The organism is Pseudomonas sp. MWU16-30322 (assembly GCF_020515535.1).
Taxonomy (GTDB): domain Bacteria; phylum Pseudomonadota; class Gammaproteobacteria; order Pseudomonadales; family Pseudomonadaceae; genus Aquipseudomonas; species Aquipseudomonas fluorescens_H.
On the sequence record NZ_JAIWYL010000005.1, the window covers coordinates 268,542 to 289,549 of the forward strand.

23 protein-coding genes and 1 riboswitch are annotated in these 21,008 nt (G+C 62.2%); of the genes, 4 read left to right on the forward strand and 19 right to left on the reverse strand.

Annotated features, from left to right (window positions below):
• Positions 1-123: 123 nt before the first annotated feature.
• From LCH64_RS12340 to cobO, 14 genes are all read right to left on the reverse strand, one after another.
• Complete coding sequence (locus LCH64_RS12340) at positions 124-681, reverse strand: glutathione peroxidase (RefSeq protein WP_226500402.1); 558 nt, start codon at positions 679-681, stop codon at positions 124-126.
• A 53-nt stretch (positions 682-734) separates the two neighbouring features.
• The gene (locus LCH64_RS28260; RefSeq protein ID WP_256616859.1) at positions 735-860 is read right to left on the reverse strand and encodes a hypothetical protein; all 126 of its coding nucleotides are present in this window, start codon (positions 858-860) and stop codon (positions 735-737) included.
• Entirely contained in the window at positions 857-2,065 is a 1,209-nt protein-coding gene (locus LCH64_RS12345; RefSeq protein ID WP_103486115.1) for an MFS transporter, read from the reverse strand. The genes LCH64_RS28260 and LCH64_RS12345 overlap by 4 nt, the downstream gene beginning before the upstream one ends.
• 53 nt (positions 2,066-2,118) lie before the next feature.
• On the reverse strand, positions 2,119-2,523 hold the full coding sequence (locus LCH64_RS12350; RefSeq protein ID WP_007950413.1) for a MarR family transcriptional regulator: 405 nt from the start codon (positions 2,521-2,523) through the stop codon (positions 2,119-2,121).
• 174 nt (positions 2,524-2,697) lie between these two features.
• Positions 2,698-3,429 (reverse strand): adenosylcobinamide-GDP ribazoletransferase, encoded by a 732-nt coding sequence (locus tag LCH64_RS12355; protein ID WP_226500403.1) that lies wholly within the window; start codon positions 3,427-3,429, stop codon positions 2,698-2,700.
• Between the two features lies 1 nt (position 3,430).
• Positions 3,431-4,006: an alpha-ribazole phosphatase family protein gene (gene cobC / locus LCH64_RS12360; protein WP_226500404.1), complete on the reverse strand. Its 576-nt coding sequence runs from the start codon at positions 4,004-4,006 to the stop codon at positions 3,431-3,433.
• Positions 4,003-5,058 (reverse strand): nicotinate-nucleotide--dimethylbenzimidazole phosphoribosyltransferase, encoded by a 1,056-nt coding sequence (gene cobT / locus LCH64_RS12365; RefSeq protein WP_226500405.1) that lies wholly within the window; start codon positions 5,056-5,058, stop codon positions 4,003-4,005. Before cobT ends, cobC begins: the two co-directional genes overlap by 4 nt.
• Complete coding sequence (cobU, locus tag LCH64_RS12370) at positions 5,055-5,576, reverse strand: bifunctional adenosylcobinamide kinase/adenosylcobinamide-phosphate guanylyltransferase (protein WP_226500406.1); 522 nt, start codon at positions 5,574-5,576, stop codon at positions 5,055-5,057. The genes cobT and cobU overlap by 4 nt, the downstream gene beginning before the upstream one ends.
• 116 nt (positions 5,577-5,692) lie before the next feature.
• Positions 5,693-7,144 (reverse strand): cobyric acid synthase, encoded by a 1,452-nt coding sequence (locus LCH64_RS12375; RefSeq protein WP_226500407.1) that lies wholly within the window; start codon positions 7,142-7,144, stop codon positions 5,693-5,695.
• On the reverse strand, positions 7,141-8,133 hold the full coding sequence (gene cobD / locus LCH64_RS12380; RefSeq protein WP_226500408.1) for a threonine-phosphate decarboxylase CobD: 993 nt from the start codon (positions 8,131-8,133) through the stop codon (positions 7,141-7,143). The genes LCH64_RS12375 and cobD overlap by 4 nt, the downstream gene beginning before the upstream one ends.
• Positions 8,126-9,034, reverse strand: a complete 909-nt coding sequence (gene cbiB / locus LCH64_RS12385) for an adenosylcobinamide-phosphate synthase CbiB (protein WP_226500409.1) — start codon at positions 9,032-9,034, stop codon at positions 8,126-8,128. Before cbiB ends, cobD begins: the two co-directional genes overlap by 8 nt.
• Entirely contained in the window at positions 9,031-9,681 is a 651-nt protein-coding gene (bluB, locus tag LCH64_RS12390; protein WP_226500410.1) for a 5,6-dimethylbenzimidazole synthase, read from the reverse strand. Before bluB ends, cbiB begins: the two co-directional genes overlap by 4 nt.
• A complete protein-coding gene (locus tag LCH64_RS12395; RefSeq protein WP_226500411.1) occupies positions 9,678-11,060 on the reverse strand; it encodes a cobyrinate a,c-diamide synthase in 1,383 nt (460 codons plus the stop codon). Before LCH64_RS12395 ends, bluB begins: the two co-directional genes overlap by 4 nt.
• A complete protein-coding gene (gene cobO / locus LCH64_RS12400) occupies positions 11,057-11,668 on the reverse strand; it encodes a cob(I)yrinic acid a,c-diamide adenosyltransferase (protein WP_003223053.1) in 612 nt (203 codons plus the stop codon). The genes LCH64_RS12395 and cobO overlap by 4 nt, the downstream gene beginning before the upstream one ends.
• 80 nt (positions 11,669-11,748) lie before the next feature.
• Positions 11,749-11,979, reverse strand: a riboswitch (cobalamin riboswitch).
• A 165-nt stretch (positions 11,980-12,144) separates the two neighbouring features.
• On the opposite strand from cobO, the gene LCH64_RS12405 reads away from it, so the two are divergent.
• Positions 12,145-12,729, forward strand: a complete 585-nt coding sequence (locus tag LCH64_RS12405; RefSeq protein ID WP_103485439.1) for a hypothetical protein — start codon at positions 12,145-12,147, stop codon at positions 12,727-12,729.
• A gap of 66 nt (positions 12,730-12,795) precedes the next feature.
• Entirely contained in the window at positions 12,796-14,109 is a 1,314-nt protein-coding gene (locus tag LCH64_RS12410) for a sorbosone dehydrogenase family protein (protein WP_226500412.1), read from the forward strand.
• A gap of 129 nt (positions 14,110-14,238) precedes the next feature.
• Here the strand turns inward: LCH64_RS12410 and LCH64_RS12415 are convergent, their stop codons facing one another.
• The 5 genes from LCH64_RS12415 to LCH64_RS12435 form a co-directional block, all read right to left on the reverse strand.
• A complete protein-coding gene (locus tag LCH64_RS12415) occupies positions 14,239-14,775 on the reverse strand; it encodes a C40 family peptidase (protein WP_027614054.1) in 537 nt (178 codons plus the stop codon).
• Between the two features lie 220 nt (positions 14,776-14,995).
• Entirely contained in the window at positions 14,996-15,610 is a 615-nt protein-coding gene (locus LCH64_RS12420; protein WP_103485436.1) for an NlpC/P60 family protein, read from the reverse strand.
• 225 nt (positions 15,611-15,835) lie between these two features.
• Positions 15,836-16,540, reverse strand: a complete 705-nt coding sequence (hda, locus tag LCH64_RS12425) for a DnaA regulatory inactivator Hda (RefSeq protein ID WP_003223042.1) — start codon at positions 16,538-16,540, stop codon at positions 15,836-15,838.
• 219 nt (positions 16,541-16,759) lie between these two features.
• Complete coding sequence (locus LCH64_RS12430; protein WP_003223041.1) at positions 16,760-17,833, reverse strand: AI-2E family transporter; 1,074 nt, start codon at positions 17,831-17,833, stop codon at positions 16,760-16,762.
• A 31-nt stretch (positions 17,834-17,864) separates the two neighbouring features.
• The gene (locus LCH64_RS12435) at positions 17,865-18,923 is read right to left on the reverse strand and encodes a DUF2066 domain-containing protein (protein WP_103521558.1); all 1,059 of its coding nucleotides are present in this window, start codon (positions 18,921-18,923) and stop codon (positions 17,865-17,867) included.
• Positions 18,924-19,297: 374 nt separating this feature from the next.
• Here LCH64_RS12435 and purM point away from each other — a divergent pair, with 374 nt between their 5' ends.
• Both purM and purN read left to right on the forward strand, forming a co-directional pair.
• Positions 19,298-20,356, forward strand: a complete 1,059-nt coding sequence (gene purM, locus LCH64_RS12440; protein WP_003223039.1) for a phosphoribosylformylglycinamidine cyclo-ligase — start codon at positions 19,298-19,300, stop codon at positions 20,354-20,356.
• On the forward strand, positions 20,356-21,003 hold the full coding sequence (gene purN / locus LCH64_RS12445) for a phosphoribosylglycinamide formyltransferase (protein ID WP_003223038.1): 648 nt from the start codon (positions 20,356-20,358) through the stop codon (positions 21,001-21,003). Before purM ends, purN begins: the two co-directional genes overlap by 1 nt.
• Positions 21,004-21,008: the final 5 nt, after the last annotated feature.

Below are 21,008 nucleotides of genomic sequence, written 5' to 3' on the forward strand. Positions count from 1 at the left end.
TCAAACACCACAGATCAAATGTGGGAGCGGGCTTGCTCGCGAATGCGGTCTGACATCCAGAACAAGTGCTGAATGATCCGCAGCCTTCGCGAGCAAGCCCGCTCCCACAAAAAGCGTGTGTTATCAGTTGAGAGGTTTTGAGGCGATGGCCTTTTCAACCGCCGCAATAAACTCCGGATCATCCGGTTTGGTCAGACTGGAGAAATTCGCGATCACCTTGCCCTGACGATCAATCACGTACTTGTAGAAATTCCACTTCGGCGCGCTGCTCTGCTCGGCCAGCACCTTGAACAGGTGAGTAGCATCGTCGCCACGGACTTTCTGCGGTTCGGTCATGGTGAAGGTCACGCCGTAGTTGGCGTAGCAGACCTTGGCGGTTTCGGCGCTGTCCTTGGACTCCTGCTTGAAGTCATTGGAGGGTACGCCGAGCATTTCCAGGCCTTGCGCCTTGTAGTGCTGATTGAGCGCCTCGAGGCCCTCGAACTGTGGGGCGAAGCCGCAGAAACTGGCGGTATTGACCACCACCAGCGGTTTGCCAGCGTAACGCTGGCACAGATCGACGGATTCCTTGGCGCGCAACCTGGGCAACGAACCTTGCAGCGCCTCCGGACAATCAGCGGCCTGGGCCAGTCCGGTCAACGCCATCAACAACGCGGGTACAGCACACCAGCGCATGAACATGTCGGGCATCCTTGATGCGGTTATCAGACATCGACGTTACTCGCCCTCCAAGCCTACAAGCAAGCGCCCATGCCCAACTGCATCAACGCCAGGCCGCCCTGATGCCAGCCCCACCACACCAGCGCCAGCAACAGCGCGCCGAGTGCGATGAAGGCGATTCGCGGCCAGGAACGCTTCATACGGCGCCGACAGCCGGTTGCAGACGCGCCACCGGACGCTCGCGCACCGGCCAGTTCAGCGCGGCCGCCAGCAGGCTCAAGAGAATCGCCACTTGCCAGATCAAGTCATAACTCCCGGTACGGTCATACACCACCCCACCCAGCCAGCCGCCGAGGAACGAGCCGAGCTGATGGAACAGGAACACGATACCGCCGAGCATGGACAGGTTACGCACGCCAAACAAGGTCGCCACCGTGCCGTTGGTCAATGGCACCGTCGACAGCCACAGGAAGCCCATGGCCATGCCGAACAAGTACGCCGAGGTCGTCGTCACCGGAAGCCACAGAAACAGCACGATCACCACCGCCCGCAAAAGGTACAACGCCGTCAGCAGACGCGGCTTGGACATGCGCCCGCCGAGCCAGCCGGCAGTGTAAGTGCCGAAGATATTGAACAGACCGATCAGCGCCAGCACCGTGGTGCCAACCGTGGCGGGCAGATGCTGATCAACCAGATAGGCCGGCAAATGCACGCCAATGAACACCACCTGAAAACCGCAGACGAAGAAGCCGAACGCCAATAACCAGAACCCCGAGTGCGAGCAGGCCTCACGTAACGCTTCGGACAGGGTTTGCTCGTGGCCCAGCACCGGCAGCGGCTTGTCCTTGAGCATGCTCACCAGCGGCACGATCAGCGCCACCAGCAGGCCAAGCACCAGCAGCGCCGCCGACCAGCCGAGCCAGCCGATCAAACCCAGCGTGCCCGGCAACATCGCAAACTGGCCGAACGAACCGGCAGCACTGGCGATGCCCATGCCCATGCTGCGTTTTTCCGGCGGCACCGCACGCCCAACCACACCGAGAATCACCGAGAACGAGGTGCCAGACAGGCCGATACCGATCAACAGACCGGCACTCAGCGACAGGGTCAGCGCTGAATCGGACAAGCCCATGCACACCAGGCCCGCGGCATACAGCACGCCGCCGACCAGCACCACTTTCGCCGCGCCGAAGCGGTCAGCCAGCGCGCCCGTGAACGGCTGCGCCAGGCCCCAGATCAGGTTCTGCAGGGCGATGGCGAAGGCGAACACTTCGCGCCCCCAGCCGAACTGCGCACTCATCGGCGACAGGAACAGACCGAAGCCGTGCCGCACGCCCAACGACAACGCCAGAATCAGCGCACTTCCCAGCAACACCCAACCGCACGTACGCCACATCGATGTCATTGTTATTCTCCGTTCGCGGGTATATACCCGCTTAAAACCGGAAAAACCGGCCTTCAGGCCAGTTCGTCCAACAGTCGCAGCAAGGTTTCACGCTTCTCGGCACCCAGCCGATCGATCAATCGCTGTTGCGCCGCTTCCCAGGCCGGCAGGGCCGCCGCAAGGCGCTGTGCACCGGTTTCGGTGAGCCGGACGATGCGATTACGCATGTCCTCGCCCTCGGCCAGCGCCACCAGCCCTTCACCTTCGAGCACCCGCAGATTGCGCCCCAGGGTGCTGCGATCCAGGCCCATGGCTTCGGCCAGTTCCGAGATGCTCGGTTGATCCAGACGCTGCAGATTGCACAGCAAAGAATACTGGGCAACGTTGATCCCGAAGCCGTCGAGAGCGCCGTCGTAATGCCTGCTGACGCCACGAGCGGCGCGACGCAGGTTGGTGCACAAACACTGAGAAGGAAGCATGATGCGTGTATATACCCGCGACTGTGTTAAATCAAGTTACACATGAGTTTATCAATAAGCTTTGTGGCGTCTGACACACCGACTTCGCGAGCAAGCCCGCTCCCACAGGGGAATGCATTCCAAATGTGGGAGCGGGCTTGCTCGCGAAGAGGCCGGTACTGTCATAGAAATATCTCAGACCAACACCACTCCAACCAACACCGCCATTTCCAGCAATTCCAGCAACGCCCCCGCCGTATCGCCCGTAGTCCCGCCCAACCGCCGCATCATCACCTGCCGCAGCCAGACAAACCCAACGAACGCGACAACCAGCGCAATGATCGCTGTCACCCCGGCAATCAGCAAGCAGGCCAGCGCACTCGCCCCTAGCACCCACCAACCGGCCCGGCGCGGCAAATGATCAGCCAACGCCTGCCCCAACCCACCCGCCCGCACATACGGCGTGGTCAGAAACAGCCCCAGCAACGCCGCACGTCCCAGCAACGGCACGATGATCAGCACAAACCCGTGCCCCTGCTCGAGCAGCGCCAGCAACGCGCAGAACTTCAGCAGCAACACCAACACCAGCGTCACCACCGCAATCGGCCCGCTGCGCGGATCTTTCATGATCGTCAGCGTGCGCTCGCGATCACCGAAGCCACCGAGCCAGGCATCGGCGCTGTCAGCCAGACCATCGAGGTGCAGCGCCCCGCTGAGCAGCACCCACACCGTCAGCAACAGCGCCGCATGCAGCAGCAATGGCGCACCGCTCAATGCCAGGTTCAACAACCAGAGGATCACCCCGAACAGCAACCCCACCAGCGGATAAAACAGCAGCGAACGCCCGAGCTGTTGCGGCTGCGGCATCCCCGGCAGACGAATTGGCAAACTGCTGAGAAATTGCAGGGCGATCCACAGTGGCAGCATCTCAGTGACCTTCCTTCAGCGCGCCATCGGCTTCGACGCTGAGCGCAAACAGCGCAGCATGCGCGACCTCGACATTGAGCAACTGCTCTCGCGGCAAACCACGCGCCTGCGCCAGCAGCAGGCGCATCACGCCGCCATGACTGATCAGCAACACGCGCTCGCCGGCATAGGCCTGATGCAAACGTGCCACCGCGCCGAGCACGCGAGCCGCAAAATCACTGACCGGTTCGCCCTGCGGCGGCGTGAACGAATACGGATCGGCCCAGAACAGCCCCAGCGCCTCGGCATCAGTCGCCATCAACGCCGCTGCGCTCTGCCCTTCCCAGGCACCGAAATGCAGTTCTTGCAGATCCTTGTCCAAATGAACCGGCAGATTCAATTGCTCGCCCAACTCGGCAGCAAACCGCGCACACCGCTGCAGCGGCGAACTGACCAGCCGATCCCACGGCCCACCCGCCACCACGGCGGCACGCATCTGCGCCCAGCCTTTTTCAGTCAACGCATCATCGAGGCTGCCGCGCAAACCGCCGCCCAATTCAGTCTCACCGTGGCGCAGCAGGTCCAGACGCAACGTCATGCCGGACGATCCGCCACCGCGGCTTCGGCGAACGTCGCCATTTGCCCGTGCAGGTCGCAGGCCAGACGCAACAACGGCACGGCCAACGCCGCGCCACTGCCCTCACCCAGACGCAAGCCAAGCTCCAGCAGCGGTTCAGCGTTGAGGGTTTCCAGCACGTGGCGATGGCCCGGCTCGGCGCCACGGTGGCCGAACAGCAGCCACTCGCGGCAGGCCGGATTCAGCCGCACCGCCACCAGCGCAGCGACCGTGCAGATAAACCCGTCGACCAGCACCGCGACGCCTTCCTGCGCGCAGGCCAGATACGCGCCGACCAGTGCGGCGATTTCAAAACCGCCGAGGTTGAACAGGGTTTGCAGCGCATCGCCACGTTGCGCCGCGTGCAGCGCCAGTGCGCGCTCGATCACTTGCGCTTTATGGCTGACGCCCTCGGCATTCAACCCGGTACCGGGACCGGTCAAGTGCACCACCGGACAGTCGAGCAAGGCACAGGCCAGCGCACTGGCGGCGGTGGTGTTGCCGATGCCCATTTCGCCACCGATGAACAACTCAGCGCCAGCGGCTTTGGCCCGCAGCACGCTGTCACGACCGGCCTGCAACGCGAGTTCGCCCTGCGTCCGGGTCATCGCCGCGCCCTTGGCGAAGTTCGCTGTGCCCGGGCCGATGTTCAGATGCAGTACGCCCGGCAGATTCAACGTCGGCGTCACGGTACCCAGATCGACCACTTCCAGACGCGCATCGAGCTGCCGCGCCAGCACGCTGATTGCCGCACCGCCGCTGACGAAGTTGAGCAACATCTGCCCGGTGACTTCCTGCGGGAACGCGGAAACGCCTTCCGCGACCACCCCGTGATCGCCGGCAAAAATCGCGATCCACACCTGCTCCAGCGTCGGTTTGATCTGCCCCTGCAATCCGGCCAGTTGCACCGCCACGGTTTCGAGGCGACCGAGGGAGCCGGCCGGTTTGGTCAGTTGCTGTTGGCGCGCCGCCGCCTGTTCAACGATCTCGGCATTTACGGATTGGCACGGGTTCAACCACCACGCTTGGGTCATAACGCAGGTCCTTTCAGGGTCAGGGGCAGGCCGGCGACGGTCAGGACGACTCGCTGACAACGCTCGGCCAGAGCTTGATGCAGCCAACCGGCTTCATCGACGTAGCGGCGAGTCAATTCGCCCAGCGGCACGACACCCATTCCGGTCTCGTTGCTGACAAAAATGATTTCTCCCGGCAATGACGCCAGGCAGTCCAGCAGGGCTTCGCGCTCGGCAGCGAGACGCGCGGCGTCATCGAGCATCAGCAGATTGGTCAGCCACAGGGTCAGGCAATCCACCAGCAGGCAACGCTCGGCACTGGCGTTTTCACGCAGGACGCGGGCCAGTTGCAGCGGCTCTTCGATCAGCGCCCATTCGGCCGGACGCCGCGCGCGGTGATGGGCGACGCGTTCGTTCATCTCGCCGTCCAGCGGCTGGCTGGTAGCGATGTAAGTGACCGCCAGATGGCTGGCGCTGGCGAGTTTTTCCGCCAGGCGACTTTTGCCGGAGCGGGCGCCGCCGAGGATCAGTTGGAGCATGGTTCATTCCTTCAAATTGGCGGTGTACCGACTTCAGTCATCGCGAGCAGGCTCACTCCTACAGTGAATTGTTCGCGATCTCCTGTAGGAGTGAGCCTGCTCGCGATGAATCCACCTCAAATCCCACAGAGCTGACGCAGTAGCCCGGTATCCAGATGCTTCTCCACCAGATCCGCCAGCCGCTCGATATCGCGCTCGCGCAAGCCGTGGTAATCCACCTCCTGCACATCGCTCAACCCGGCCCAGCGCAGCATCGCGGCACTGGCTTGCGGTGATTCGAACAAGCCGTGCAGATAGGTACCGAACACCTGACCGTCCAGACTCTGCGCGCCATCGCAACGGCCGTCATCCAGATGCACCGCCGCGCTCTCCAGCGCCGGCCCCACCGTCACGCCCGCATGGATTTCATAGCCACTGACCTCGGCGTTTTCCAGCGCCAGATGCCCGCGCACATTGCGCAATTGCTTCTCGGCTTCCAGCGTGGTTTCGAACGCCAGCAAACCCAGTCCGGCACTGGAACCCGGCGCGCCTTCCAGGCCCAGCGGATCGTGTACTTGTTCGCCAAGCATTTGCAGACCACCACAAATCCCCAGCAACTTGCCGCCATAACGCAAGTGCCGATTGATTGCCGCATCCCAGCCATTGGCGCGCAGATACGCGAGGTCGCTGCGCACGCTTTTCGAGCCGGGCAGGATGATCAAGTCGGCAGCCGGAATCGCCTGCCCCGGGCCGATGAATTGCAGATCGACCTGCGGATGCAAACGCAGCGGATCAAAGTCAGTGTGATTGCTGATGCGCGGCAGCACCGGCACCACCACTTTCAGCACTTGCTCGGCCTTGTCGGTCTGGCGCTGGTCGATGCCGTCCTCGGCTTCCAGGTGCAGATCCATCACGTACGGCAGCACGCCGACCACCGGTTTGCCGGTGCGCTGTTCCAGCCAGTCGAGGCCTGGTTGCAGCAAGGCGATGTCACCGCGAAAACGGTTGATGATGAAGCCCTTGACCCGCGCCTGCTCGCTCGGCGACAGCAGTTCAAGCGTGCCGACCAGATGAGCGAAAACCCCGCCGCGATTGATGTCGGCGATCAGCAGCACCGGGCAATCCACCGCTTCGGCAAAGCCCATGTTGGCGATGTCACCGGCACGCAGATTTATCTCGGCCGGCGAGCCAGCGCCTTCGACCATCACCAGCGGATATGCCGCGCTGAGTCGCTGGTGCGACGCGAGCACCGCTTGCATGGCGATGGCTTTGTAGTCGTGATACGCCACCGCGTTCATGCTGGTGACCGCGCGGCCATGGATGATTACCTGCGCGCCGGTGTCGCTGTTGGGCTTGAGCAGCACCGGATTCATGTCGGTGTGCGGTTCGAGGTGCGCCGCTTGCGCCTGCACCGCCTGCGCTCGACCGATCTCGCCGCCGTCGGCGGTCACTGCACTGTTGAGCGCCATGTTTTGCGGCTTGAACGGCACCACCGCCACGCCCTGACGGGTGGCCCAGCGGCACAGCGCCGTCACCAGCGTGCTTTTACCGGCGTCGGAAGTGGTGCCTTGCACCATCAGGGTGGTCATTTCATTTCCTTGGCAAAGGCTTGCAGCGCGTTTTCGAGACGCGCTTCTTCAGCGGCGTTGGCGGGCAGACCGAAACGCAGACTGCTGTTGTGAACGAAGATGCGCAGGAGGATGCCGCGCCGGGCCATGAATTCGTGCAGCGCCGCCGCGTGCTCGGTGATCAGCCACTGAAACAACGCGCAACCGCCGTGGGGTTTGAAGCCGTAGCGCTCCAGCAGCAGCGCCAGACGCTCACTGGCCTCATCGCTGCGAATGCGTTGCCGGGTGTGCGCTTCGGTGTCTTGCAGACAGGCCTGACCGAGCACCCGTGTCGGCCCGCTGACCGCCCAAGGTCCGACCTGTTCGGCGAGCAATCTGAGCAATTTGCGCTCGGCCAGCACAAAGCCCAGACGCACTCCGGCCAGACCGAAAAACTTGCCGAACGAGCGCAGCACAATCAAACCGATCTGGTGGGTATGCGGCGCCAGACTCAGCTGCGGCGTGTTATCCATGAACGCTTCATCGACCACCAGCCAGCCGCCACGCTGAGCCAGCCGCGCGTGCCAATCGAGCAGCCGCGCCGGGGTCAGGCTCAGGCCTGTCGGGTTGTTCGGATTGACCACCACCAGCACGTCGAGGCTGTCGAGAAAGAATTCGACTTCCTGCTCCAGCACTTCGCGCACGATGTAACCGCTGCGGCGCCAGGCTTCGGCGTGCTCGGCATAACACGGCGACAACACGCCGACCTTGCCGGCGCGGCGCAAACGCGGCAGCAACTGGATCGCCATTTGCGAACCGGCCACCGGCAGCACCTGCGAGGCGCCGTAGTAATCGCACGCGGCCTGCTCCAGTCCGTCATCGGTTTCCGGCAAGCGTGCCCAGGCGCGCATCGGAATCTCCGGCACCGCAAACGGCCACGGCGCGAGGCCGCTGGACAAGTCGAGCCAGTCAGCCTCGGCAATCCCGTAATCGAGTGCAGCCTTGCGCAGCCGGCCACCGTGCTCAAGCATAGAATTCAGCCCCCACGCAGAGAATCAGCAGCCATAACCATACCCCGCGCTGGACCAATTGCCAGCCGCGATCAATCGAATCGGCATCGGCTGGCGGACCTTCACCCAGTTGTGGACGCTGATGCAGTTCGCCGTGATAGATCGCCGGCCCGCCCAGTTCGACACCCAGCGCACCGGCACCGGCCGCCATCACCGGACCGGCGTTAGGGCTGTCCCATTGCGGCCCCTGAGTGCGCCAGCATTTCCAGGCAAGCCGGGTGTTGCCCAGCAGCGCGTAGGTCAGCGCCACCAGCCGGGCCGGAATGTAGTTGAGCACGTCGTCGATTTTTGCCGCGCACCAGCCGAAGCGCTCGAAGCGTTCGTTGCGATAGCCCCACATCGCGTCGAGGGTATTGCTCAGGCGATAGAGCACCACCCCCGGCGCGCCAGCCACGACAAACCAGAACAGCGCGGCGAACACCGCGTCACTGCCGTTTTCCAGCACCGATTCAGTCGCGGCGCGAGCGACGGCGGTGCTGTCCAGTTCGCTGGTCTGGCGACTGACCAGATAGCCGACGCGTTTGCGCGCCTCTTGCAGATCATCAGCGCGCAAGGCCGCGGCTACCGGCGCGACATGCTCACCGAGGCTGAGCATGCCGAGGGCGCAATACAGCGCCAGGATCTCGACGATCCAGCCCACGTACGGTGCCCAGGAAAACGCAGTGGCGAGCAAGGTCAGCGGCAACACGGCGATCACCCACGCAGTGACCCCGTGACTGCGCCAGCCACGCCCGCCCGCATTGAAACGGCGCTCGATGCGCCCGGCAAAATTGCCGAACGCCACCAGCGGATGCCAGCGTTTCGGTTCACCCAGCAGCGCATCCAGCGCGACCGCGGCGACACTCAACAACGCCACACTCATTGACTCACTCCCCAATAATTTTCGTACAGCAACTCATTGAGCGGGCGCGACTGCGCCCACCCTTCGAGTACCAGCATCGGCGCCGGATAGAATTCCTTGACCGGGCCCAGGCACAACACTGCCAGCGGCTTGGCCCCGGCCGGCAACTGCAGCAGGTCGGCCAGTGCCTGCGGTTCGAACAGCGACACCCAGCCCATGCCCAGCCCTTCGGCACGAGACGCCAGCCACAGATTCTGAATCGCGCAGGACAGCGACGCCATGTCCATTTCCGGCAGCGTACGACGACCGAAAATGTGTTTTTCGCGATCATCCATCAGCGCTGCGACCAGCACTTCGGCGCAGTCGTTGATGCCTTCGACCTTGAGTTTCATGAACTCATCGCTGCGCTCGCCGAGGGCTTCGGCGGTGCGGATGCGCTCTTCTTCGACGAGGTGCTGAATCTGCCCGCGCAAGGCGCGATCGCTGATGCGGATGAAACGCCACGGCTGCATCAGGCCGACGCTGGGCGCCTGATGCGCGGCTTCGAGCAGGCGGCGCAGCAGCTCCGGTTCGACCGTGCCGCCGGTGAAGTGGCGCATGTCGCGGCGTTCGGCGATGGCTTTATAGATCGCTGTGCGCTCGGCCTCAGTGAATGCGTTGTCGTTCATGGCCTCTTCGCGAGCAAGCCCGCTCCCACAGGGGTTAGGTGATCCAATGTGGGAGCGGGCTTGCTCGCGAAAGCGGCCTCGATATCTGGTGCAAATAGTGCCGCGATAGCCGCAGGATTCGACGGAAAGTAGAAATGCACGTACGACGCCGTCATCCGCCCCTCCCGATAAACCGCCTCCGCCCCACGCCCGCCATTCGGACTCAGGCCTCGGGCAATCGGCGTCAGCTCGGTACTGGTCAGGGAATGGTGATAGGTGTGACCGCGCAACGAACCTTCCGGCAAATCCACCGCTTGCAGTGCCAGTGCCGCCAGACGCTTTTGCATCACCGCCTCACCGCGCAGCAGCCCGACCAGTTCGGCGCGGGTGCCGTCAACGTCGGTCAACGCGTCGAGCAGATAGAGCATGCCGCCGCACTCGGCGAGCAACGGCTTGCCGGCGGCGTGGTGCGCACGGATCGCGTCGAGCATCGCGGTGTTTTGCGCCAGCGCGACATGGTGCAATTCCGGATAACCGCCGGGCAGATACAGACTGTCGGCCGCAGGCAGTTGGGTATCGCGGATCGGCGAGAAGAAGCTCAACTCGGCGCCCATCGCCCGCAGCAGATCGAGACTGGCGCCGTAGGTGAAGGCAAAAGCCTCATCGCGAGCGACAGCAATGCGCACGCCGTCGAGCAGCGGTTCAGCAGGGATCACTTCGGGCGCGGCGAATGCCACGGCCGGTGGCAGCGCTACCTCGCAACTGCTGGCCAAGGCTTCGGCGGCGGCGTCGAGACGCAGATCCAGATCATTCAGTTCACTGGCCTGCACCAGGCCGAGATGGCGGCTCGGCAACTCGATCCCGGTTTCCCGGGACAATGCGCCGTACCAGCGCAAACCTTCGGTGAGGCTGCCTTCGAGCAATTGCGCATGACGCAAAGTGCCGACACGGTTGGCCAGCACGCCAGCGAACGGCAGATCCGGCTGATAACGCGCCAGCCCCAGCGCCAACGCGCCAAAGGTCTGGGCCATCGCGGTACCGTCGATCACGCCGAGCACCGGCACGCCGAAATGCCGCGCCAGATCGGCGCTGGATGGCGTGCCGTCGAACAGGCCCATCACGCCTTCGATCAGGATCAGATCGGCTTCGGCGGCGGCTTCCCACAACAGACGGCGGCTTTCCTGCTCGCCGACCATCCACATGTCCAGTTGATACACCGGCGCACCACTGGCGCGCTCGAGAATCATCGGGTCGAGAAAGTCCGGGCCGCACTTGAACACGCGCACCTTGCGCCCCTGGTTGCGATGCAAGCGAGCGAGCGCGGCGGTGACGGTGGTCTTGCCCTGACCGGAGGCCGGCGCGGCAATCAGTACCGCCGGGCAGTGACGTGGTTGATTCAAAGTTCGACGCCTTTCTGCGCTTTGATGCCGGCCTGGAAGGCGTGTTTGAGCATGCCCATTTCGGTGACGGTATCGCCCATCTCGATCATTTCCGGCTTGGCCGCGCGACCGGTGACGATCACGTGTTGCATCGGCGGACGCGCCTGCAAGTCACTGAGCACCTGATCCAGATCGAGGTAGCCGTGCTTGAGCGCGATGTTCAGCTCGTCCAGCACCACCAGGCCAATCGACGGATCGCGCAGCAACTCGCGGGAAACGGCCCACGCGGCTTCGGCGGCAGCGATGTCGCGCTGGCGGTCCTGAGTTTCCCAGGTGAAGCCCTCGCCCATCACGTGAAAGCGCACTTGCTCGGGGAAACGGCGGAAGAACAGTTCTTCGCCTGTGCTGTTGCGGCCCTTGATGAACTGCACCACGCCGCACTGCATGCCGTGGCCCATGGCGCGGGCGAGCATGCCGAACGCCGAGCTGCTTTTGCCTTTGCCATTGCCGGTCAACACCAGCACCAGGCCGCATTCGTCAGGGGAATTGGCGATGCGTTCGTCGATCACGGCTTTTTTGCGCTGCATACGCGCCAGATGGCGTTCGTCGCGCTCGGGGGAATCGGTCATGGGGGAGCTCTCCGTTGAGGCTGGATAACGGCGGGCAGGCACAAGAATAGACGGCAAAAAGCCTGGCATCGCCCACCGTGATGCCGCTGGATGGATCAGGCCGGTCTCCGGGCTCATGAGCGGCGAATCGCCTGACTGCGCGCCTTCCCGCGTCGTCGACACAGTGGCTCAATGCACAGTTTTCACTCATTTACCGTTGCGGGGGCAGCGCCGGGATCGTGATCGTTCTTCGCCTGAAGACAACCCTCACCGGCTTCCCTGTTTCACTCTGTCGACACAGGTCACAGAGCACCTGAAACAAGCCGCGAAGGTTAGAGGGTTGGGGGGGGGAGCGTCAATTAAAGAGGGGGCCGTCGGGCGAATAACTGCCGCCGATCAATTATCTGACGCCAATCTTGTGCCACACTGAGACAAATGATATCAAAGAGCCATGCTTTTGGTTGAAAAAGCACATCACAACAATAAGGATGATGACGATGCAAGGCATGATCATCAGCAACCCGCGCCTGGAATTCCTGCGCCCGATGCTTGAACGCTGGTTTGACTGTATCGACCGCTACAACGCTGTACGCGGCGACAACGACACCCCTTACTGGCATGACGAGAAAGCCAATCTCGGACTGCTCTCCGCGGCGGCATGGATGGCCGAGCTGGTGACTCTTTGCGATACCGCCACGCGCAAACAGAACGAGGACGGCGAACGCAACGCCCGCGCCGACCTGTTCATCGCCGGGGCCGAAGACCGCGCCTACCTTCAGGCGACCCAGCGCTGGCCGCGAGTCAACAACCTCAACCTGACCCAGGCTCTGCTGGAGATCACCAGCGACGCCAAACGCATCAGTTTTGCCAGCGACCTCAAGCTCGGCTGCCTGTTCGTCGCCCCGCAGAAGGCCCAGCACAGCGCCAGCCCCGAAGAGTTGCAGGACATGGTCGACGACCTGCAAAAGGAACACTGCTGCGCAGTAGCCTGGTATTTCCCCTACGCCTACCGCAAGTTGCGCAGCGAAGCGGGCAACTATCACCCGGGCATCGCCGTGCTGTTCAAAGAGGCCCGCGGTTGAGCGGTTGAACCATCGGGTGCGCACACTCCTCTATGATTAGGCATGCATTCATAGGGAAGATCAGTAATGCGCAAAACCCAACTCGCTCTCGTCATCGCCCTCGCCGGAGGGCTCGCCGCCTGTGGTGAATCCTCCAGCCTGCAAGTTTCCGACGGCACCGGCCCGTCACCGAAACTGCCTGAACCGAACAAAACCCTGATCCCGACGGTGAACATCGCCCCGGCGATCGGCTGGCCCGCCGGCGGCAAACCGACCGCTGCAGCCGGCACGCAAGTGGCAGCGTTTGCCGAAGGCCTCGACCATCCGCGCTGGCTCTATGTCCTGCCCAACGGCGACGTGCTGGTGGCGGAAACCAACGCCCCACCGAAACCCGATGACAGCGCCGGCATTCGTGGCTGGGTGATGAAGAAAGTCATGGGCAAGGCCGGTGCTGGCGTGCCGAGCCCGAACCGCATCACCCTGCTGCGCGACGCCGACCACGATGGCGTGGCCGAAACGCGCACGGTGTTTCTGCAAAACCTCAATTCGCCGTTTGGCATGACCCTGGTCGGCAATGACCTGTACGTCGCTGACACCGATCGCCTGCTGCGCTTCCACTACGAACCCGGCGCGACCGAGATCAAGACGCAGCCGATCAAGGTCACCGACCTGCCGGGCGGCACGCTGAACCACCACTGGACCAAGAACGTCATCGCCAGCAAGGACGGCAGCAAGCTGTACGTCACCGTCGGCTCGAACAGCAACGTCGGCGAGAATGGTCTGGATAAAGAAGAAGGTCGCGCAGCGATTTGGGAAGTCGATCGCGCCACCGGCAACCACCGGATTTTCGCCTCGGGCATCCGCAACCCCAACGGTCTTGCCTGGGAACCGACCACGGGTGCGCTGTGGACAGCGGTGAATGAGCGTGACGAAATCGGCAGCGACCTGGTGCCGGACTACATCACCTCGGTCAAGGACGGCGGTTTTTACGGCTGGCCATTCAGCTATTACGGTCAACACGTGGATGTGCGAGTAAAACCGCAGAATCCGGATCTGGTGGCCAAAGCCATCGCTCCGGACTACGCCGTGGGCCCGCACACCGCCTCGCTGGGCCTGACGTTCGCCGATGGCAACAGCCTGCCGGCGCAATTCAAGGACGGCGCCTTCGTCGGCCAGCACGGCTCGTGGAACCGCAAACCGCACAGTGGCTACAAAGTGATTTTCGTACCGTTCGCCGCCGGCAAGCCGAACGGAGCACCGGTGGATGTGCTGACCGGGTTCCTCGACAAGGATGAGAACGCCTTGGGCCGCCCGGTGGGTGTGGTGATTGACCAGCAAGGTGGTTTGCTGGTGGCGGATGATGTGGGGAACAAGGTTTGGCGGGTGTCGTCCGCTAAATAAATCAGGGCCCGACACATAACAAATGTGGGAGCGGGCTTGCTCGCGAAAGCGTCAGGTCATTCAACATCATGGGTGAATGACACACCGCATTCGCGAGCAAGCCCGCTCCCACATTTAGATTTTCAGCGTTTACGGGTTATGCGCCAGATGCTCCGGCTGCAACACCCGCTTGGCACTCAGATACGCCTTCTGCCAGTACGCCTTTGACAGGCTGTCCAGCTTCACCGTGCCGCCCGTCGCCGGCGCATGCACGAAACGCCCTTCCCCGACGTAGATCCCCGCATGGCTGACCTGCGAGCCGCCATTGGTGGCAAAGAAGATCAGGTCGCCGGTCTGCAACCCTTCTTTGCCGACATTCGGCGCCTGCATCACGATCATCTCTCGGGTGGAGCGCGGCAAGGAGATACCGGCGGCATCGCGGTAGACGAAACCGATCAGGCCACTGCAATCAAACCCGGAGTCTGGTGTGTTGCCGCCCCAGCGATAAGGCGTGCCGACCAGGCCCAGCGCGCGAAACAGCACGTCTTCAGCAGCAGGCGAAAAAGCTTGGGAAGGCCCGAACACCACCGGGGCGCGTACGACGGGCGCAGGCGGCGGAGTGCGGCTGGCGCAGGCACTGAGCAGCGCTGCGAAGAAGATCACTGTGAGGCGGGCCGACATCGTCATAAGCAGAACATCCTGATCTGGCTGCGGCTTTCTCTGCCGAATGGACAGAAACAAAACCGCCTGCGGAGCACGCAGGCGGTTTGCCATCAATATAGATACAGGATTCTAGCGGCTACGCGGCAAACTTCAAGTAAGACTTTAACTTCACCTTGTAAAGTCTAGGTCTACTCCCTTGCCGGGCACCGTTTTTGTCGCCACGGACGTGGCGACAACGGGGGAATTACTTGCGAGCGGTGACCACGGTCGGTGCCATCGCGAGGGCGCGCTTGGCTTCGATGAAGGTCTTGCTCCAGTAGCTGTCACCCAGGCTGTCGATGCGAACACCGCCGCTGCGACGACTGCTGGAGTGAATGAACTGGTTGTCACCCAGGTAGATCCCGGCGTGACTCACACGACCGCGACGACCATTGGTGGCAAAGAACAGCAGATCGCCCGGCTCAAGGTTGCTGCGCGAGACCAGAGGGGCGTCCACGTTGATCATCTCGCGGGTGGAGCGCGGCAGATTCATGCCGGCTTCTTCGCGGAACAGATAGCCGATGAAACCGCTGCAATCGAAACCGGCTTCAGAGGTACCGCCGAAACGGTAACGGGTACCGATCAGGGACATGCCGCGTTCGAGGATGCTGTCGGCCAGAACCGGGAGCTCGTACGGCTTCTTGTTGAAGTCCGAGAGTTCTTTTTCGGTGTCCAGCTCTTCCTGGTAAATAACGGAAGACTGGGCAGTGGCAGAATTTTTAACCTGTTGAGGCTGCTCTTGAACTGGAGAATGAGCAGCGCAACCGAACAACAGGGTGACGAGTGCGAGAGGCACGAGGGGTGCGAAGCGATTTAGCATGGGCACGACCGTGGCTGAAGTTGTAAAGAAGCCGAGACTATGCCCGCTATCGGCCTCATTTGCAAATTCAATCGATCTTTTTGTGACTTCCCGGTTTCTCGTTTACATCTAAGCGCTTAAGCCCATTTGAATCGATACGCGGTCTGCACACGGTGTGGAAAAGCGGATTTTCTGGCGCCTGAAATATGCCGAAACGTGCTCCAGCCCGCGTATTTCAAGGGCTGGCTACCAGCCGAGGGTTTCTTTCAGGAACGGAATCGTCAGCTTGCGTTGCGCCTGCAACGAGGCCTGATCCAGCTGTTCGAGCAGGTCGAACAATGCACTCATGCTGCGGGTGCCGCGGGTCAGAATAAAGTGTCCGACTTCATCAGTCAGGTGCAGACCGCGACGCGAAGCGCGCAATTGCAGGGCACGCAATTTGTCTTCATCGGAAAGCGGGCGCATCTGGAAGATCAGCGCCAGGGTCAGGCGCGATTTGAGGTCGGCCAGTTTCACCGGCAACTCGCGTGGCGAGGTTGAAGCAGCAATCAGCAAGCGCCGACCGCTATCACGCAGACGGTTGAACAGATGAAACATCGCCTCTTCCCAGTCTGCCTTGCCGGCAATCACCTGCAAGTCATCCAGGCAGACCAGTTCGTACTGCTCAAGGTTGTCGAGGATTTCGATACCACGATCCATCAGCTCGGCCAGTGGCAGATACACCGCGGGCTCACCCATCTGCTCGAAACGCAGGCAAGCCGCCTGCAACAGATGCGTACGCCCTACCCCATGCTTGCCCCACAGGTAGATCAGGCTTTCGGTCCAGCCGGCGTCGGCTTCGCATAGGCGCTCGACATAGCCGAGTGCAGCGGCATTGGCGCCTGGGTAGTAGTTGATGAAGGTGGCGTCGTCACGCAGACGCACACCTAGGGGCAGCTGAATCGGTTTCATGCTGACTGAACAGTTCTCAAGGAACCGTTAGTGGCCTCTGTGTAAAGTTTGCGAAGTTTATACCCGTGAAGCGGAGCGCACAATGCGACAGACCCCAAGCAAAATCAAAGGTTTGCGTTAATGCGCTGGTTTTATGACAGTTTCTCTGACGCGCTGCCGTGCGAACCCTGCGCAAAACGCAGGCCAACCCGGCGCAATGCCGGGCCGCCCGTGATCGGATTACAACTCGGGCTCATCTGTCCCGCTGTAGATATCCGAGTCCTTGTACAAATCGTGCACGTGACGCACCAGCACCATGATCACCGCCGCCACCGGCAGTGCCAGCAGGACGCCGGTAAAGCCGAACAGCTCGCCACCGGCCAGGATCGCAAAGATCACCGCCACCGGATGCAGGCCGATCCGGTCGCCCACCAGCAGCGGCGTCAGGACCATGCCTTCCAGGGCTTGGCCGACCATGAACACCGCGACGATCCCGATCATCGGATACAGATCGCCACCGAACTGGAACAGCCCGGCAATCAGCGCTGCGCCAATGCCGATCACAAAGCCCATGTACGGCACGATTGCCGCGAGGCCTGCAATCAGGCCGATCAACAGCCCAAGCTCCAGACCAACAATCATCAGGCCCGCGGCGTAGATCACGCCCAGCGCCAGCATCACCAGCAACTGTCCGCGCACAAACGCGCCGAGCACCTCGTGGCATTCACCCGCCAGCGAGACGATGGTTTCTTCACGATCACGCGGCAGCAGGCTGCGGATCTTGGCCATCATCACATCCCAGTCGCGCAGCAGGTAGAAACTCACCACCGGAATCAGCACAAGATTCGCCAGCCAGCCGATCAACGCCAGACTCGAGGCCGTCGCCTGACTCAACACCACACCGACGATGTCGGTCGTCTGGCCCATGTGCTCGCTGATCGCTGCCTTGACCTTGTCGAACTTCCAGAAGCCGTCCGACAACCCAAGCTTCGACTGCGCCCACGGCAGTGCAGTGTGCTGCAGCCAGTCGAGCATCTGCGGTGCCAGTTCGTACAAGCGCACCAACTGCTTGGCGAGCATCGGCACCAGCACCAAGAGCAACGTCGTGACGATCAGAGTGAACAACGCAAACACCGCGATCACGCCCCAGGTGCGTGACATGCCGAGACGTTCCAGACGATCCACCAGCGGATCGAACAGATACGCCAGCAGCAGCGCCACCAGGAACGGTGTGAGGATCGGATGCAGCAACCAGACAAACGCGCAAAGCAGGACTACCCCACCGAGCCAGAACCAACGCCGCGAATCGGCCATGTATCACTCCTGCTTCTATATAAGGAAAGACTTACCAGCGAAACCGCAACGAAGGCGCTACAGGTGCAGGCGCCTGAGCCGCAACAGGCGCCGCACCTGCGACGACTGGCTGCGGCGCTGCCACTGGCGTCGGTGCTTCGGCCGGCAACTCCTGCAACTTCGCCAGCGACAATTGCGAACGCAACTGATCGGCACTGCCGTTGACCCGATACACGATGCGATCACCCTCGACACTTTGCAGACGCACACCGAACGGTTCGAGTAACCGCAGCAGCGTGGCGTAATGCTCAAGATTCATGCCCTGCACTTCCAGCGTCTGTTGACCCGAAGCGCCAGGCTTGGCGACAAATCGCGGCGCCAGACGCTCGGCCACCGCCAGCATCACCGCATCGGCCACCGCGGCCTGATCGGCGCCCTGCACACTACCGGCCTCTTTCTGATCGCCCAGCCATAGATGCCAGCTGGCTTGCCACTGCCCGCCCTGTTCGTGCGCATGCACCGCCAGCAAGGCATCCGCACCGTAACGTTCCGAGGCCCCACGCAAAGGCGCGGGATCGGTGCCATCGAGCACCGGCGCCGTGGCCACCAATTGCTCACTCAGATCCGCCAGCGGCAAACGCAGCGGCAAGCCACGATGCTGAGCCGCAGAACGCAGCGGTGCAGCCGCAGCCTGACCGTCGCCGACCAGACTCGAGCCTTCAGTCGAATCGTTCAGCCACCAGCTCAGAATCGACGGGCGACTCGCCCCCCACAACGAAAGCCCGGCCCGACGCAGCGCCTGCTCGGTGGTGGCCGGATCGAAATCGACTTTCAGCACCTCCGGCGGCCCGGCATCGAAACCGAACTGGCTGATGATCTGCTGCGGGTCCTTGCGAATCGCCGCCAGCCCCGGATTCTGCGGGGCCTTGGGGTCACCGGTCAGACGCAACACCAGCGTATCGAGCGCCGCCTGCGTGGCGCGATCACGCTCTTCCGGGGCCTGACTGCTCACCGGCTGACGTACTTGATAAAGACCTTTGAGGTTTTCGGCATGACTCGCCAGGCTGACGACCGACAAACAACCCACAACCAACAATTTACAAAAACGCATGGAAAATTCCCGTCGACAGGAGCGGCTGGAACAGGCCGCGTGAACCGGTTAAGCAAGGCTGTGACAATCTGCCATCGCAAAACATTCACACGGCAGCGGTAAGTTTTTGCACAGTGATAACGATAGACGGTTAATTGCCACACCTTATACAGGCAGCCACCCGGCACAATTGCAAAAAATTTCCACCGATTATGCCCCTGCCCGTCGGCACGAGGATGGCCGCTGCCCCTCAAGCCTGATAAAATCGCGCGCCTTCGCAGACCGGCAACAGCCGGGCACCCCGAAATTCGCGTGAGGCCATCGCCCTCTCGATTTCGATGTTCCCGCTGAACTCGGTCGTTACCCCTGAATCCCCTCCCCTAAAGGCCTGGATCATGAGCAAGCAACCCTCCCTGAGCTACAAGGACGCCGGTGTAGACATCGACGCCGGTGAAGCATTGGTCGAACGCATCAAGAGCGTCGCCAAGCGCACTGCGCGCCCGGAAGTCATGGGCGGCCTGGGCGGTTTCGGCGCCCTCTGCGAAATCCCGGCCGGCTACAAGCAGCCTGTACTGGTTTCCGGCACCGACGGCGTTGGCACCAAGCTGCGCCTGGCGCTGAACCTGAACAAGCACGACAGCATCGGCATCGATCTGGTCGCCATGTGCGTCAACGACCTCGTCGTTTGCGGTGCAGAGCCACTGTTCTTCCTTGACTACTACGCCACCGGCAAGCTCAACGTCGACACCGCCGCCCAGGTTGTAACCGGCATCGGCGCCGGCTGCGAACTGTCCGGTTGCTCGCTGGTCGGCGGCGAAACCGCTGAAATGCCTGGCATGTACGAAGGCGAAGACTACGACCTGGCCGGCTTCTGCGTCGGCGTCGTGGAAAAGGCTGAAATCATCGACGGTTCGAAAGTCGCCACCGGTGACGCACTGATCGCCCTGCCATCGTCCGGCCCGCACTCCAACGGCTACTCGCTGATCCGCAAGATCATCGAAGTGTCCGGCGCTGACATCGAAAACATCCAGCTCGACGGCAAACCGCTGACCGACCTGCTGATGGCTCCGACCCGCATCTACGTGAAGCCACTGCTCAAGCTGATCAAAGACACCGGCGCGGTCAAAGCCATGGCTCACATCACCGGTGGCGGCCTGCTGGACAACATCCCGCGCGTTCTGCCAAAAGGCGCTCAGGCCGTGGTTGACGTGGCCAGCTGGACTCGCCCGGCGGTCTTCGACTGGCTGCAAGAGAAAGGCAATGTCGACGAGACCGAAATGCACCGCGTGCTGAACTGCGGCGTGGGCATGGTGATCTGCGTGGCTCAGGAGCACGTTGAAGTGGCCCTGAACACCCTGCGTGACGCCGGCGAACAGCCTTGGGTCATCGGCCAGATCGCTGCCGCTGCCGAAGGCGCTGCACAGGTCGAGCTGAAAAACCTCAAGGCTCACTAATGCCTACCTGTGATGTCGTGGTGCTGTTGTCCGGCACCGGCAGTAACTTGCAGGCTCTGATCGACAGCACGCGAACCGGCGACAGCCCGGTTCGCATCGCTGCGGTGATTTCCAACCGCGCCGACGCCTACGGCCTGCAACGCGCCAGTGACGCGGGTATCGCCACCCGCTCGCTGGATCACAAGGCTTTCGAAGGTCGCGAGGCCTTCGATGCTGCCCTGATCGAACTGATCGACGAATTCAAACCGAAACTCGTGGTACTGGCCGGCTTCATGCGCATTCTCAGCGCTGATTTCGTGCGTCACTACCAGGGTCGCCTGCTCAATATCCACCCGTCGCTGCTGCCCAAATACAAAGGGTTACACACTCATCAGCGCGCGCTGGAGGCCGGCGATGCCGAGCACGGCTGCTCCGTGCACTTCGTCACCGAGGAACTCGATGGTGGACCACTGGTCGTACAGGCAGTAATACCGGTAGAGTTGCACGACACGCCGCAGACACTTGCGCAGCGAGTGCATGTCCAGGAACACCTGATCTACCCGATGGCCGTGCGCTGGTTTGCCGAAGGCCGGCTGGCACTTGGTGAACAAGGTGCTTTACTGGATGGCCAGTTACTCGCGGCCAGCGGCCACTTGATTCGACACTAGGAGAT